Genomic DNA, 15957 nt, shown 5'->3' on the forward strand with positions numbered 1-15957 from the left:
CTGACCAATTTGATTGGACAACTTTTTCTTGGGATAGTGTGGATTTTGGTAGTGGATACGAATATATTGCTCTAAGATTTTGGACTAATGGTGTTGATGAAACAGAGTTTCAAGCCATTGATAATGTAAGTGTCGGCTCTCTACCTCAAAATCCCAAAACTCCTCCTCAAGCCTACGACGATCATTTTGTTACACAAAAAAATAATTCTTTAACTATACTAGGATCAGATTTATTAGCAAATGATTTAGATCCTAATGGCCAAATTCTCCAAATTACACAAGTTAATAATGCCAGTGATGGTACTGTCTCTCTTGATAGTCAAGGTAATATTTTTTTTAACCCCAATGTCAATTTTGCTGGTGTTACCAGCTTTGACTATACGATACAGAATGAGCAAGGATTGTTGGATCATGCAACTGTAACCATCAATGTTGCTAATGATGTAGCCCTAGGAACTAACCTCAACGGTATTCATGATTGGTCTACTCAAGTTCCCTTTATTGATCGCTTTAAATCTTCTCGTCAGTGGATAACTCAGACAGACGGGGTTTGGGATACCAATGAAGATGAACTCTTGGATTTAGATGCAAATGGTTGGGTTAAATCTTTACCAGCACTCGAAGACACACCCCAGTATAATTATGTGAGTACCATTTTTACACAGCTAGATCAAGGCCGATACATTGTTTTATACGAGGGAGAAGGTGAAATTCAATATAAACTCGGTGGAAAAATTGATCAAGCTGCTTCTGTTCACGGCCGAGATGTCATTGATGCTAGTGACAACCTTGTCATAACAATTACTGAAACCGATCCCAATCAAACAGGGGATTACATTCGCAATATTCGCTTGATTCCCGAAGCTTATGAATCAACCTACGAAACACAAACATTTAACCCAACTTTTCTAGAAAAAACTCAGCCTTTTGGTGCAGTTCGGTTTATGGATTGGATGGATACTAACCATTCAACTCAAGGAGAGTGGAATGAAAGACCTACGTTAGATAGTTCCACTTGGTCAACCTCAGGCACACCAGTAGAAGTAATGGTCGAATTGGCTAATACCCTTGATATCGATCCCTGGTTTACTATGCCTCATCTGGCTACGGATGAATATGTAACTAATTTCGCTACTTACGTCAGAGATAATCTTGAACCTGAACGAACCGTTTATGTTGAATATTCTAATGAAGTTTGGAATTGGCAGTTTCAGCAAGCAAAATGGGTTGATCAACAAGCTAAAAATGATCCTAATTTCGATGGTAATTGGATGAATTGGTTTGGAAAACGAACCACTGAGATTACCCAAATTTGGGATCAAGTATTTGAGCAAACGGGTCAAAAAGAACAAGTAATTGGGGTGATGGCTGCTCAAGCAGCTAACCGATGGACAGCAGAACAAGCCTTAAATTATGATTCTTGGTCTACTGAAAATAAAACCCATGCTGATTATGGTATTGATGCGATCGCTATTGCTCCTTATTTTGGTTTAAGTATCAACAGTTCTAACGAGGCTGAAATAGAAAAGTGGAATCTGGATCAACTGTTTGATGAATTAACTCATGGAGGAGTTTTAAGTGATGGACATCCAGGGGGAGCATTACAAAGATCGGCTGAATGGATAGAAAGTTATGCTAATTTAGCTAAACAAGAAGGGTTACAACTTTTGGCCTACGAAGGTGGACAGCATTTAGTGGCATCTAATAATCAAACCATCACTGACCTATTCATAGAGGCTAACCGCGATCCTCGTATGGGTGAATTGTATAAAGAATATTTCAGTAATTGGTATCAGCAAGGGGGTGGGTTATTTATGAACTTTAACGATGTAGGCACACCTAGTAAATCGGGAAGTTGGGGAACTTTAGAATCCATTGATCAAGCTGGTTCTCCTAAATACGATGCCCTGATGGACTTAATCAATAATGGCATTGAAACTGCTCAATAGTTTGGCGGTAGAGACGTTTTCTCAAACGTCTCTACTTCAATTAAAACGCTTCAAGAAGAAGCAATCACCGACTGAGGTTTAGCAAAAATCATCCGACCGGCAGAGGTTTGTAAGGCAGAGGTGACAACCACACCTAATTCTTCTCCGATGTACTCTTTGCCTTCTTCTACTACTACCATCGTTCCATCTTCAAGATAACCTACCCCTTGGGTGGGTTCTTTGCCTAACTTGAGGATTTTTAGATCGATGGTGTCACCTGGCAAATAAATAGGACGAATAGCTTGGGCAATATCATTAACATTGAGAATGGTTACTTTTTGTAAGTTAGCCACTTTGCTCAAGTTGTAGTCATTGGTCAAAAGGGTTCCATTGATCTCTTGGGCTAAATGGACTAACTTAGCATCAACTGTGGCAATATCTTCATAGTCAGCAGAATGAATAACGATTCTTTTAGGGAAAGATTCTTGCATTCTATTTAAGATATCTAACCCTCGTCGTCCCCTGACTCTTTTTTGATCATTACTACCGTCTGCTAACTGCTGTAATTCTTGTAAAACGAACTGAGGAATTAAAATTTGTCCTTCAATAAACCCCGTATGCAGCAATTGTTCAATACGACCATCAATGATACAACTGGTATCAACAATCTTGGTTGAGGCTGCCTGTAGAGTTCCTTCTGCTACTAAGAGGGTTTCAATACTATTCGGGTTGATCAGTCGTAAGAAAGTACGGCCATGGGTATCAGCTAAACTAACCCCCATAAAGGAAAACACCACACTTCCTAAAATAGCTGTCATTGGTTTAATAAAGGCCAACTCCTTGGGGATAGGAAGCAGAAAAATAGGAGCTAACATCAGATTAGCGATCAGTAAACCAATCACTAACCCGACAGCCCTAGTTAAAATGACTTCAATGGGTGTGGTACTAATACGGTTTTCTAAACGCCGATACGTCGTCTGAGCGACCAATCCGAAGGCTAACCCCAAAATTGAGGTAAACCCTGCTGCTAACCACCGCAAAGCCTCAATATTAGAGATTTGTTCTTGTACTTCTACAGGAAGCAAATCAACGCTATCGAAGCCGACTCCGGCCGCTGCTAGGATAAATATGAGAATAATAATGGCATCAATCATAGTTTTGATCTTAATCTATAATTTTGGTAGTTGAGAAGAAAAAATTACAAGATTTTTCTACCTTATTCAGATTATTTTATCTATTATATCCCTCTCATCTAACTCATTCTTGTTGATTCTTAATCCATTGCTGACTATCTTACTCTGACCAGTTCAGTAATCTATCGAAAAATTTTACAACTTTTAAGAATCTATGGAAAATTTTATGCCTATTTCAGCTTATCTTCATATTCCTTTTTGTCGTCGCCGTTGTTACTATTGTGATTTTCCTATCTCTGTTTTAGGAGATAAAACAAATACCAATCAATCGGGTTCTATTGTAGAATATGCTCAGTTTTTATGCGAAGAAATCAAAATTACTCCTACTTGTCATCTACCTTTAGAAACAGTTTTTTTCGGAGGAGGGACTCCTTCTCTTTTACCTCCTCGTTATTTAGAAAAAATTTTGCTCACGTTAGATGAGCATTTTGGAATTGATGCTAATGCCGAAATTTCCATAGAAATGGACCCTGGAACTTTTACTTTAGAACAATTACACGATTATAAAAAGTTAGGAGTTAATCGTTTCAGCGTAGGCGTTCAATCTTTTAATGATAAATTATTAGAAAAATGTGGACGATTTCATCGTTTGAAAGATATTGAACAGACAATTAATTTTATTTATCAAACTAATATTAAAAATTTTAGCCTTGATTTAATTTCTGGTCTTCCTTATCAAACTTTAGAAACTTGGGAACTTTCCTTAGAACAAGCTATTACAATTAATCCCTCTCATATATCTTGTTATGATTTAGTATTAGAACCCGTGACAGCTTTTGGTAAACAATATAAACCAGGTAATTTTCCTTTACCGGACGATGAAGATACTTCCAAAATGTATAAAATAACTCAGCAAAAATTGACAAAAGCGGGGTATGAACATTATGAAATTTCTAATTATGCCAAATTAGGTTATCAGTGTCGCCACAATCTTTTTTACTGGGAAAATAAACCTTATTATGGCTTTGGTATGGGCGCAGCAAGTTATACGAATAATCAAAGATTTACCCGCCCCAAAACTCGAAAAACTTACTATGAATGGGTCAAGCAATTAAAACTATCAGGTTATGTAATTTCTGCTTCTAATTTAAGCAGAGTTGACATTTTATTAGAAACTTTAATGTTAGGATTGAGATTAAAAAAAGGTATTAATCTATCAGAAATTAGTAACCGATTTGAGAAAGATATAATTGAAAAAATCTATCAGACTCTAATTCCTTACCATCAAGCCGAATTAGTTTACTTTAAAAATATAAATGATAATTTTATTACCGAAATAAATAACAATAGTTGGCAAAGTATCCATCGGATAATGCTAAGTGACCCTGATGGTTTTCTATTATCCAATACTATCTTAGCATCTTTATTCGATAAGCTAGAATCTATAGTCTAACTAAAGATAGAAAAAATATCAATGAGTGCAATTAGATTCATTTTTTGATATTATAGAACAGATTATTATCTTTTTACTATCCAAAAATAGTAGAAAGTGTAATTGAAACATAGAAAAAATTAGGAGGATAATTACTTTGTTAGACGAAAAAGCAAAAAAAACAATGCTGAGAAAAATTCCCCACGGACTTTATATTTGTGGGGTTAAAGATGGGGAAAACTTGAATGGTTTTACCGTGAGTTGGTTAATGCAGAGTTCCTTTGAACCCCCTTTAGTGGTTAACTGTGTTAAAAAAGATTCTGGTTCCCATGAAATGCTCAAAAAAAACGGCGTTTTCTCCATCAGTTTTTTAGAAGACGGACAAAAAGAGTTAGCTGCTAAATTTTTTAAACCTCAAAGTCGTGTGGGTAATAAATTTGAAGATGTGGAATTTTATGAAGGGGAAAAAACAGGATGCCCTATCATTAAAGATTCTTTAGGCTATGTAGAATGTCAAGTAGTAGGCTCAGTCGAAAAAGGAGATCATACTGTTTATGTTGGTGAAGTTATTAGTGCAGGAATACACCGAGAAGGAAAAGCTTTGAACTTAGAAAGTACAGGATGGCAATACGGTGGTTAATGCTATAAAAAATTAAAAATCAGAAACCAAAAGTTATCAATTACTAGAAAATAGAACACGTCATGCCATTAATTCAAGTAAAAACATCAGTTTCTCAACCAGAATCAAGCGTTATTGAATCTTTGCTAACAACTTTATCAGCTAAATTAGCACAACACTTAGGTAAACCTGAATCCTATGTGATGACTTCTTTTGACTCAGATATTAAGATGACTTTTTCAGGAACTTTTGATCCCGTTTGCTACCTAGAAGTTAAAAGTGTGGGTAATATGAGTCCTTCTCAAACTAAAGCCATGAGCGATGATTTTTGTCAAGTTATTGAAGATAAATTAGGAGTTGATAAAAATCGGACTTATATCGAATTTGCTGATGCTAAAGGTAGTATGTGGGGATGGAATGGGAGGACATTTTAGTTAGTTCAAAATTCATTCTAAAAAATTTCAATTGATTAAGGGAGGGAAATATTATTACAATAAATGAATAAACCCTCCTTGATCAAAAGGTATATCATTAATCAAGGCTTTTGACTCGTTTATTGTTGACATAAAGTCTATTATTATTGGGTTTCATTCCTCAACCCAACCTACCAACTACCTCAAAATTTTGTTATGAATTATCAAGATATTATTACCATTGAACCAGGAAAGCGAGGGGGTAAACCTTGTATTCGGGGAATGCGGATAACTGTTTATGATGTATTAGGATGGTTAGCTTCAGGGATGTCTCATGAGGAAATTTTAGATGATTTTCCAGAGTTGACAGAAGAAGATATTAAAGCGTGTTTAGAATTTGCTGCTAACCGAGAACGTCATCGCCTCGCTGTTGAAGTTGACGACAATATTCTAACCCAATTCCTCGATTTGCTCCTGTAATTAAATAAGTCCCCATTTTATATTTTTATATGGATTCTCAAAACATTTAATCTTTTTATTTCTTTGGCTAAGTTATTGATACTGATGATAACACTAACAGGTTTGTTCAATCTTGAGTGCGATCGCTATTTTTGAAACACGATTTGCTTTAATTTATCTTGCGATCGCTTCTATTAGCGTTCTTCCAGCGCATTTACCCCCTCAATAGACCAGTACAACCATCACCAAGGCAAAATCTCACCATTAGAATGCCAAAAACTACCAGTATTTTCTAAATTTAATTGATCAATATTTGTTTTTAACCATAGATTTTGCCCATCGACGCTGAAATTCTTCTTGAACCTCTACATCAACTGGTTCAACATCTTCTCCAAAATCAAAAATACTTACTAAGTGTTGGCGACTGGGAAAAATACCAATTTCCGCTTTGTAAATTTTTAAACCTAAACCCATATCTACTGCCATTCCTGTCATGACAACTTTCCGACTTGCGCCGTAACACATTGGATAAAGATTTATTTTGGCTAATTGTTCTCGAACTCTTTTGAAAGATTCCCAAAAAATAAAATCAATACATTCGATCTTTCCACCAGCCCAAAGCAACTTAATTCTACATTCTGTACGTCTCCGATTATCTTCAGTCCAATCTTTGCAACTAAGCTCAACCCTTGCAGACAATAAATTCCCTTCTTCGTCTCTAAGTAAAATGTCACGATGACTTAAAGATTTTTCTAAAATGTTTGGCATATAATTTTGACAATCTAGTTTTTATCCATTAATTCATCAGTGCGTAGGTTAGGTAGAGGAACGAAACCCAACATAACTAATTATTCCTAAGTTTCTAACAAGTTGGTTCATTCTTGGGGATAACGTTCCCATAAATCTGTTGTTCGGTGCAAACTGCAATGATTTCCTTCCCCTAAAATAAGATGATCAATCAGAGGAATACGAATCAACTGCATTCCTTGTAATAATTGTTCTGTTAAATCTAAATCTTGTTGTGAGGGTTCAACATTGCCAGACGGATGATTATGAGCCACAATTAAAGCGTTTGCTCCTTGTTTGAGGGTTTCTCGAAAAATTTCAGCCGGATCAACTAGAGTTTCTGTAGCGGTTCCAATAGTGATCACTTTCGTTCCTAAGAGTCGGTATTTACTGTCTAAAAAAACAGCAGCAAAATGTTCTCGTCTCTCCCACATCAAGTCATGACTTAAAGCAGCCACAGCAGCTTCAGGACTATCAATGGTTACTCGTTCAAGGGGACGCACCTGAAAGGTTCGTTTTCCTAATTCTACTGCAGCAATAATGGTTGTCGCTTTCGCCGGTCCAATACCATCAATACTCATTAATTCGTGGGGACTAATGTCTCGTAAAATATCGAGAGGATCACGTCGATGTTTGCTTAATTCTTGTAGAATATGATGGCCTAATCCTACAGCAGAGAGTTTCCCTTTTCCCTGTCCTGTTCCGAGTAAAATGGCTAAGAGTTCAGCAGTGGCCAAATTTTTAGCTCCTACCGCCATTAAACGCTCACGGGGTCGTTCGCTGCAAGGAATATCAGCAATTCTTAAATGATAGGTCATACTCAGTTAAAAAGGAGCAATACATTATGCTCATATTGTCCTGTTTTAACTGATTTTTTAGCAAATGTCTGTGATCTGATGATTATTCACCACATTCGCATCCGTGATGAGAACAACCTGCACCGTTGGGATGTCCATTCGCACAAGCATCACCGCAGTAATATTTTCCTTCTTTTTGGACAGCATCGCTAATAGAAACAATACAGTTACAAGAAGGACAAGCACATTTCATTTGAGTTACAGTAGCTGATGTCATAACTAATCATCCAATAACAATCTATTTTTATTTAAACCGATCATTAGGGTTGATTCCAAGAGATTGAGATGAATTTTAATGTGTAGTTTTTGGTTGAAATTAATACAGTAGAAATTAGAGGATTATGATATGTGTAAAACTTACCGAAGAACAGACAAATACATATCGGGAAGATTGATCTTATTTGCTACTATCTTTAAAATTTTGAATACTTGAGACGTTTTTAAGGGTTTTCCTAATTTATCACTAAATAAAAAGTCTGATGATTGAGTTTTATATCCGTTGAGATATACGGTCAAATAAGGCCGTAATTTAGTAATAATGGGGACTTTTTTTGTTGTGTGTAAGGTAGAGTCCTCAATGATAATTACTTCAGACGTGATATCCTGTTTTTGTAAGGATAAAATATCTTCAATTCTAGACGTGGTGAAGTAAGCTAAAGCAACAATAGTTCTATATTGAAGGGGTAAAACTCTTAAAAATTCTTCTAAGAGGGAAATTTCAGGTTTCCATAGTCGAGGAGTCAGCAGGGTATTCAACATGACAAAAGGGTGAGGGTGCAGCGAAAATGTGAAAATATTATTAATATATTTACATCTTAACAAAAAATGTTAAGAATACAAGACATTATCGAAAAATGATTATTGAGAAAAATGATTGCTTAATGCGATCCATTGATTGAGATCAAGATTTTCAGCCCGTACTTGTTCATTTAGGTCGATTTCTGTTAAAAATTTTGTCAAAAGATCCCGATCAATTAAACTTTGTAGGTTATTGCGTAACATTTTGCGACGACTGGAAAACCCTAAATTAATTAAAGTTTCTAACTGTTTAGGATTAATAGCAGAATTAAGCAAAGGACGAGGACGAAACGTAATTACAGCAGAGTCGACTTTTGGAGGAGGATAAAAGGATTTTTTTGGCACATCACAAATATAATTACAGTCAGCTAAGTATTGCATTTTGATAGATAATGCACCATAATTTTTACTGCCAGGAGAAGCAACAATTCTCTGCGCTACTTCTTTTTGAATTAATAAAACAATGAGATCATAAGGTGGATTTTCAGGAGAAGCAATATTGCCTAACAGTTTCTCTAAAATGGGACTGGTAATATTGTAAGGAATATTAGCAACAACTTTATTAATGGGTAAAAACTTAGGAAATTGTTCAGCTTCTGTGGCAATATCTAATTTTAAAATATCCCCTTGTAACAGTAAAAAATTATCTTCATTTCCTAAACTTTTAACTAATTTTTTACAGAGATCCCAATCTAATTCTACTGCAATAAGAGACTGAACTAAAGGTAAGAGACGACGGGTTAAAATACCCGTTCCTGGGCCTATTTCTAGGAGGCGATCGCTATTTTTTAGGTTTGCAGCTTGTATAATTTGTTCTAGTGCCGTTTCACTGCGTAACCAATGTTGAGCAAACCGTTTACGGGGTTGGGGCATAATGAATACTATGTTGAAATAACTCTTTTTTTATGACATCACCTGATACTGAGAAACTACATCTTACCACAAAATTAGCCTATGGTGCTGGTGATTTTGGTCCTGCGATCGCTGCTAATATTTTAGTCTTTTATTTATTATTTTTCTTTACAAATGTAGCTGGTTTACCTCCTGGTTTAGCTGGCAGTATTTTAATGATTGGTAAAATTTCTGATGCCATTAATGATCCCATTGTTGGCATATTAAGTGATAAAACTCGCACTCGTTGGGGTCGTCGTCTTCCTTGGATTTTAGGGGGAATGATTCCTTTTGCTCTGTTTTATTCTTTGCAGTGGATTATTCCTCAGTTTAGTAATGATTTATCAGCCAATCGATGGGGTTTGTTTGCTTATTATGTTTTTATTGGAATCTTATTTAACATTGCTTATACAACAGTTAATTTACCTTATACTGCCTTAACTCCAGAATTAACCCAAGATTATAATGAAAGAACCAGTCTTAATAGTTTTCGCTTTTCTTTTTCTATTGGTGGTAGTATTTTATCATTAATTCTCTATATTTTAGCTTCCATTGCTTATCCCGATGATCCTCAAACACGATTCTTTATTTTAGGATTAAGCTGTTCTATTTTAGGAATTATTGCCCTGCTTTGGTGTAGTTTACGAATCCAAGAAAAGGGAAGAGAACCTATTTTAAATTTAACTCAAAAGAAACAAGTAGGTATGGTGTTAACTGGGGTCAGTATTTTGGGGATAATTTACGCAATTTTAAGACTAATTCCTGCTACTTCGACCTTTCTAGGAGGAAGTGGAAATATAGATTATATTAGCTTCTTTTCTATTCTATCAAGTTTATTACTGTTGGGATTTGGTTGTAGTTTACTCTTTGCACAAGTAGAAGAGCATTTAGTGGGTCAAGAAGCGAAACAAATTAGACAAGATAATCAAGAACAAACCGATCTTTCTTTTTTCCAACAATTAAAAATCGTCTTTAATAACCGTCCATTTTTATTTGTGATTGGGATTTATTTATGTTCTTGGTTAGCAGTTCAATTAACTGCATCTATATTAGTTTATTTCGTGGTTAGTTATATGAACTTAGGGGAAGACACATCTGGTTTAGTGGCGTTGGCTGTGCAAGGAACTGCCTTAATTATGTTATTTTTATGGCAAGCGGTGTGTCAGAAATTAGATAAAAAAATTGTCTATTTTATGGGTACAGGAATTTGGATTATTGCTCAAATTGGACTCTTTTTATTACAACCCGAACAAGTTACATTAATGTTCATTTTAGCCATTATGGCAGGGTTTGGAGTATCCGTCGCTTATCTAATTCCTTGGTCAATGGTTCCTGATGTGATTGAATTAGATGAATTAGAAACAGGACAACGAAGGGAAGGGGTATTTTATGCGTTTATGGTACTCTTACAAAAGTTTGGCTTAGCATTAGGATTGTTCTTGGTTGGTGTGGTGTTAGAAGCAGCCGGATTCGTTGAACAAATTCCCGGTGAACCCATTCCTACCCAACCTGAAACCGCTTTACTTGCTATTAGAATTGCGGTGGCTCCGTTACCAGCTATTATCTTAATTGTAGGCTTAGTCTTAGCTTATTTTTATCCCATTACCCGTGAAGTTCACGCTGAAATTCGCTTGAAATTGAAAGAAAAACATCAAGGGGAAAGGGAACAATTATAAGCTGTTCATCATTGGAATTGCTAGTTAAGATTGCAGGGGAGTAGGGAGCAAAGGGAGCAGGGAGAAGATGTTTAAGACTTGGTACTAAAAAATCAAATACCCTGTTTAAATGCACAACAGCTTAGGATAGGTAAAAATAGAGTCCAGGTGAAAGGTGGGCAATACCCACCCTACTAAAATTTAAGCACTAATCACACTACCTAAAGCCCGTCCCATGTTTGCCGGGTTCATCGCATCAACGGCTGCAGTGGGTTCATAACCGCAATGTACCATACAGTCAGCACATTGAGGATTACCACTGACGCGTCCGTAATTTTCCCATTGTGTTTCTTGCATCAACTCGTTAAAGCTTTGATAATGACCTTCATTGAGTAGATAACAAGGTTTTTGCCAACCTAACACACTATAGCTAGGACTTCCCCAAGGGGTACATTCATAATCTTTTTCCCCTAAGAGAAAGTCTAAAAAGAGAGGATTATGGTTAAAATTCCATTTTTTCTTGCCTAACTTCCAAGGCATTAAAATTTCTCGGAATAACTTCTTCGTTTGTTCCCGTTTTAAGAAATTATCTTGATTTGGGGCCCATTCATAACTGTATCCAGGGGAGATCATCATGCCATCGGTTCCTAAAGTTTCGAGGAAATCGAAAAATTCCTGCATTTCTTTGGGATCAGCATCTTCAAACACAGTGGTATTGGTGGTTACTCTAAAACCTTTAGCCTTAGCTGCTTTGATCCCTGCGATCGCCTTATCAAATACCCCTTTGCGATCGACACATTTATCATGATGTTCCCGTAACCCATCTAAATGCACACTAAAACAGAAATAAGGAGAGGGTTCAAACTTATGTAAACTCTTTTCTAAAAGGATGGCATTGGTACAAAGATAAACAAATTTTTTCCGTTCAACCAACCCTTTAACAATCTCATCAATTTGAGGATGGAGTAAAGGTTCACCCCCAGGAATAGACACCACCGGCGCGCCACATTCTTCTACTGCGTTAAAGCATTCTTCGGGGGTGAGGTTACGGGCTAAAACATCGGTAGGATGTTGGATTTTTCCGCATCCAGAACAGGCTAAATTACAACGAAATAACGGTTCTAGCATCAACACCAACGGAAAGCGTTGACGACCCTTTAACCGTTGGCTGACGATATAAGTCCCCACACTTAGGGCTTGTTTTAATTGAACTGCCATAGAATTCTCTGCTCACACCTAATAATTTCTGGTTATTATAGTCTTTCTTTCTGGTAGCTTGGGGGAATTTAAAAATATCTTTGTTTATTTTGGTAAACAGGAGTCAGGAGAGAGAATAAAATAAAAGTAGAGGAAACTATTCGGAGATTTTTATAGGAACCAGCACGTGCATTAAGCAATAGTCCCCTGGCGGCCAGCAATAAAAGAGTTAACAATCTAACTAATCTACTAGGAGTTTAACTAATGAATGAACCGATTACCGTCCCTTACGACTTAGCAGATATCCTAAAAGAGCTTAAACAGGATATCAAAGACGTAAACACCAAGCTAGATAAGCAATCAGATAAACTAAACACCATTGATGTTAAGCTGGCAAAGATTGAGACAGAAATTAAAGGAATGGATAAACGATTAGAGAGGGTAGAAAACACCCAGGACACCCTAGTAAAAGAAGTATCTGACCTCAAGGGTGTTCGTTCACTAATCCTCCCCCTAGTCGTCGGTGGTATTAGTGCCGTTATCGGGGGAATCGTTACGGCGGTGTTTAGATTACCTTCTTTATTGTTGAAACCGTAACGAGTCTGATGGCGATCGCTGAAACAGTCTTAAATCATGATCCCAGATAAATATCGCACTACGCAAAAACGTATTTGACATTCACAAATGGTTAAACCTAGATTCCACTTACTTTTGCCTTTTGCCTTTTGCCTTTCGCGTAGCGGCATATTACCCAAACCGTCCACTTACATATTTTTTGGTCATTTTTTCTTGAGGATTATTAAAAATCACCTCAGTTTTATCATATTCAACTAAATAACCGTAACGGTTGCCTTTTTCTGACTCTTCAGCGTTAAAGAAAGCAGTATAATCAGCAACTCTGGTGGCTTGCTGCATATTATGGGTAACAATGATAATGCTATAGTTTTCTTTGAGGTCTTGGATCAAGCTTTCAATGGTAGACGTAGAAATGGGATCAAGAGAGGAAGCCGGTTCATCCATGAGAATAATATCCGGTTTGAGGGCAACGGCGCGAGCAATACAGAGACGTTGTTTTTGTCCACCTGATAGAGATAAACCGTTGCTATCAAGTTTATCTTTAACCTCATCCCATAAACCCACTTGTTGCAGCGATCGCTCGACCAGTTCATCCATATCATCTTCTATGCCGTTAATTCTGGCACCATAGGCAATGTTTTCGTAAATAGACTTAGGAAAAGGGTTAGGTTTTTGGAAAACCATACCAATATGACGACGCACTTCTACGGGGTCAACTTTGGAACCATAGAGATTTTTATCCCGATAAATCACTTTACCTTTGACGCGACAGGTATCGATCAAATCATTCAGACGATTAAAACAACGAATTAAGGTACTTTTTCCACAACCAGATGGACCAATTAAGGCCGTAATTTGTTTACGGGGAAAGTCCATTGAAACATTATCTAAAGCTAAAAAATCCCCATAGTAAACACTTAAATTTTCTGTATGCAAAATTGCATCAGTATCAAAGGACTGTTTTTTCGCAGAAGTATTAGGTAAAGAATGAGCAGAAGACATAATTAAATTCCATTAAAGTTGACAATATTGAATAACTGATAACTGTTCACTGTTTACTTTTGTTTTCCAGTGGCTAAACGAGAAATAATACTGGTTAATAAAACTAAGCTAACTAAGATTAAAGAAGCAGCCCAAGCGAGTTCTCTTTGATTATCATAAGGAACGGTAGCAAAGTTATAAATCAAGACGGATAAAGAAGGGACTGGACTAAATAAACCTTCGGGCCAAAATTGAGAATAAAGAACCGTAAAAATGAGAGGGGCAGTTTCCCCAGCAGCACGAGCCACGGCTAAGGTTGTCCCTGTTAAAATACCAGGTAAAGCCGTGGGTAAAACAATATATAAAACAGTGTGAAAGTTAGATGCACCAACACCGACAGAGGCCCAGCGAACTTCTTTATCGACTAATTGTAAGGCTTCATCAGTGGTTCTTACGACAATGGGTAACATAAGAATAGCTAGGGCAAATCCTCCTGCGATCGCAGAGTAAGAATCCATCGTTACTACTATTACCCCATACGCGAAAATTCCCATAATAATTGAAGGAACACCACTTAAAATATTGGCTGCAAATCGAATCCAACGGCCCCATCTTGGATCACTAAATTCTGATAAATAAATGCCCCCTAAAATACCTGTGGGAATGCTCATGACTGCAGCAATCGCTACTAACATTAAAGTACCAATGATTGCATGACCAACCCCTCCACCACTTTGTAAAGGAGGAGGTGGTAATTCGGTAAATAAAGCCCAATTAAGACGATTGACTCCTTTAAGAAAAACGTAAACAATAACTAAGGCTAAAGGAAGTAAAGCAAGCCCTAGAAAAGCAAAGGCTAAACCCGTTAATAGACTACCCATCCAGTTACGGGGTTTACTAGATGTGTATTCTAAATCAACAGAATTAGAAGAATAAGATTGAGAGTTGCTCATGATAGTTTAATCTAGTATTTTTTGACTTTACTAATAATAAATTCTGCTAAAATATTCACAATTAAAGTAATGGCAAATAGAACTAATCCTGCATATAATAAAGCTGATTTTTGCAGGTCAGCAGCTTCAGAAAATTGGTTAGCCATTAAAGAAGCAATGGTACTGGCTGGCGCAAGCAAAGAAACGTCTAAATTATGGCTATTACCGATAACTAAAGTAACGGCCATGGTTTCTCCTAAAGCGCGTCCCAAAGCCAACATAATGCCCCCAACAATGCCCGAAAAAGCAGCTGGAATCAAAACACTAAACATAGTCTGCCAACGGGTTGCCCCCACTCCATAAGACCCTGATCGCAATTCCGGGGGAACTGCAGCTAAAGAGTCCCTGGCAATGGTGGTTAAAATGGGCAGAATCATAATCGATAAAATGATCCCTGCCGGTAACATTCCGGGGCCTATATAACTGGTACTAAATAGAGGAATCCAACTAAAATTATTGTGTAACCAATTACCAATGGGTTTCAAAAACGGAATTAACACATAAATTCCCCATAACCCATAAACAACACTAGGAATCGCTGCTAAAAGTTCGACTAAGAAAACAAGGCTACGACGTACCGATAAAGGTAAAAAGTTTTCACTCAAAATAATGGCACTCGCTAAGCCAATAGGAACCGCTATTAATAGGGCAATTAAAGAACTAATTAAGGTTCCGTAAACAGCCGGCAAAATACCATAATTTTGTTCAGGAGGATTCCAACTGGTTGAGGTCAAAAATCCTGCACCAAATTTTGCGATCGCTGGTTTTGCTTGGAGTGCGACTTGAATGGCTATCCAAAGTAAAATAGCAATTACACTAAAGGCAAATAGATAAGTTAATGCCTTAAAAATACGATCTATTGTTTTTTCGGTTTGTGATCGCGCTTTACTTTCGTTGTTTTCACCTATACTTAATTGAGTCATATTTCTCTTTTTAAAATTTCAAGACTACTTCATAAACATGAGAAAAATAATTTATTTTAAACAAAAAATTACCTCGTTTTAATCAAAAATTAACCTTGCTAATTTTATGAACTTCACTACTTTAGACTATAGAAAAATGAGATTATTATTTTGTGACTAAAGATAGATATATTACTAATACTAAAGATAGATATATTACTTTTGATAAAAGATTTTACTGAGGAGAAAACAATAGAAAATAATCAATGATAAGCGAGTTAATCTTTACTGCAATTTGCGTATAGGATTTGATTAATAAATAATGCGTATTATATTTG

General features: G+C 36.5%; 17 protein-coding genes. 7 read left to right on the forward strand and 10 right to left on the reverse strand.

From position 1 onward, the window contains the following. The coding region (locus tag CY0110_RS08880) for a cadherin-like domain-containing protein (protein WP_008275069.1) at positions 1 to 1949 on the forward strand (1949 nt) is incomplete at its 5' end. Positions 1950 to 1999: 50 nt separating this feature from the next. Here the strand turns inward: CY0110_RS08880 and CY0110_RS08885 are convergent. Next, on the reverse strand, positions 2000 to 3082 hold the full coding sequence (locus tag CY0110_RS08885; RefSeq protein WP_008275070.1) for a PIN/TRAM domain-containing protein: 1083 nt from the start codon (positions 3080 to 3082) through the stop codon (positions 2000 to 2002). A gap of 205 nt (positions 3083 to 3287) precedes the next feature. Between CY0110_RS08885 and hemW the strand changes: the two genes are divergently transcribed. From hemW to CY0110_RS08905, 4 genes are all read left to right on the forward strand, one after another. Continuing rightward, complete coding sequence (gene hemW / locus CY0110_RS08890; protein ID WP_008275071.1) at positions 3288 to 4514, forward strand: radical SAM family heme chaperone HemW; 1227 nt, start codon at positions 3288 to 3290, stop codon at positions 4512 to 4514. A gap of 136 nt (positions 4515 to 4650) precedes the next feature. Next, the gene (locus CY0110_RS08895) at positions 4651 to 5133 is read left to right on the forward strand and encodes a flavin reductase family protein (protein ID WP_008275072.1); all 483 of its coding nucleotides are present in this window, start codon (positions 4651 to 4653) and stop codon (positions 5131 to 5133) included. Between the two features lie 62 nt (positions 5134 to 5195). Then, positions 5196 to 5546, forward strand: a complete 351-nt coding sequence (locus CY0110_RS08900; RefSeq protein ID WP_008275073.1) for a phenylpyruvate tautomerase MIF-related protein — start codon at positions 5196 to 5198, stop codon at positions 5544 to 5546. Positions 5547 to 5741: 195 nt separating this feature from the next. After that, entirely contained in the window at positions 5742 to 6005 is a 264-nt protein-coding gene (locus CY0110_RS08905; RefSeq protein ID WP_008275074.1) for a DUF433 domain-containing protein, read from the forward strand. A gap of 285 nt (positions 6006 to 6290) precedes the next feature. Here the strand turns inward: CY0110_RS08905 and CY0110_RS27930 are convergent, their stop codons facing one another. From CY0110_RS27930 to rsmA, 5 genes are all read right to left on the reverse strand, one after another. Then, positions 6291 to 6752, reverse strand: a complete 462-nt coding sequence (locus CY0110_RS27930; RefSeq protein WP_008275075.1) for a hypothetical protein — start codon at positions 6750 to 6752, stop codon at positions 6291 to 6293. A gap of 107 nt (positions 6753 to 6859) precedes the next feature. Next, positions 6860 to 7588 carry a RadC family protein gene (gene radC, locus CY0110_RS08915; protein WP_008275076.1) on the reverse strand — a complete coding sequence of 243 codons (729 nt, stop codon included), beginning with the start codon at positions 7586 to 7588 and terminating at the stop codon, positions 6860 to 6862. 82 nt (positions 7589 to 7670) lie between these two features. Continuing rightward, on the reverse strand, positions 7671 to 7844 hold the full coding sequence (locus CY0110_RS28515) for a metallothionein (protein ID WP_071943811.1): 174 nt from the start codon (positions 7842 to 7844) through the stop codon (positions 7671 to 7673). Positions 7845 to 7984: 140 nt separating this feature from the next. Then, a complete protein-coding gene (locus CY0110_RS08920) occupies positions 7985 to 8386 on the reverse strand; it encodes a tyrosine-type recombinase/integrase (protein ID WP_008275078.1) in 402 nt (133 codons plus the stop codon). Positions 8387 to 8485: 99 nt separating this feature from the next. Then, positions 8486 to 9298, reverse strand: coding sequence for a 16S rRNA (adenine(1518)-N(6)/adenine(1519)-N(6))-dimethyltransferase RsmA (gene rsmA, locus CY0110_RS08925; RefSeq protein ID WP_008275079.1), 813 nt, complete (start codon positions 9296 to 9298; stop codon positions 8486 to 8488). A 32-nt stretch (positions 9299 to 9330) separates the two neighbouring features. On the opposite strand from rsmA, the gene CY0110_RS08930 reads away from it, so the two are divergent. After that, the gene (locus tag CY0110_RS08930) at positions 9331 to 10992 is read left to right on the forward strand and encodes an MFS transporter (protein ID WP_008275080.1); all 1662 of its coding nucleotides are present in this window, start codon (positions 9331 to 9333) and stop codon (positions 10990 to 10992) included. A gap of 180 nt (positions 10993 to 11172) precedes the next feature. Here the strand turns inward: CY0110_RS08930 and hpnH are convergent, their stop codons facing one another. Beyond that, positions 11173 to 12189, reverse strand: coding sequence for an adenosyl-hopene transferase HpnH (gene hpnH / locus CY0110_RS08935; protein ID WP_008275081.1), 1017 nt, complete (start codon positions 12187 to 12189; stop codon positions 11173 to 11175). A 243-nt stretch (positions 12190 to 12432) separates the two neighbouring features. On the opposite strand from hpnH, the gene CY0110_RS08940 reads away from it, so the two are divergent. Next, a complete protein-coding gene (locus tag CY0110_RS08940; RefSeq protein WP_008275082.1) occupies positions 12433 to 12765 on the forward strand; it encodes a hypothetical protein in 333 nt (110 codons plus the stop codon). Between the two features lie 150 nt (positions 12766 to 12915). On the opposite strand, the gene pstB is transcribed toward CY0110_RS08940, so the two are convergent. The 3 genes from pstB to pstC are packed head-to-tail and all read right to left on the reverse strand — an operon-like array spanning position 12916 to position 15640. Continuing rightward, a complete protein-coding gene (pstB, locus tag CY0110_RS08945; RefSeq protein WP_008275083.1) occupies positions 12916 to 13746 on the reverse strand; it encodes a phosphate ABC transporter ATP-binding protein PstB in 831 nt (276 codons plus the stop codon). 53 nt (positions 13747 to 13799) lie between these two features. After that, positions 13800 to 14678, reverse strand: a complete 879-nt coding sequence (pstA, locus tag CY0110_RS08950; protein ID WP_008275084.1) for a phosphate ABC transporter permease PstA — start codon at positions 14676 to 14678, stop codon at positions 13800 to 13802. 11 nt (positions 14679 to 14689) lie between these two features. Next, entirely contained in the window at positions 14690 to 15640 is a 951-nt protein-coding gene (gene pstC / locus CY0110_RS08955; RefSeq protein WP_008275085.1) for a phosphate ABC transporter permease subunit PstC, read from the reverse strand. Between the last annotated feature and the right edge of the window lie 317 nt (positions 15641 to 15957).

Source organism: Crocosphaera chwakensis CCY0110, from assembly GCF_000169335.1.
Taxonomy (GTDB): domain Bacteria; phylum Cyanobacteriota; class Cyanobacteriia; order Cyanobacteriales; family Microcystaceae; genus Crocosphaera; species Crocosphaera chwakensis.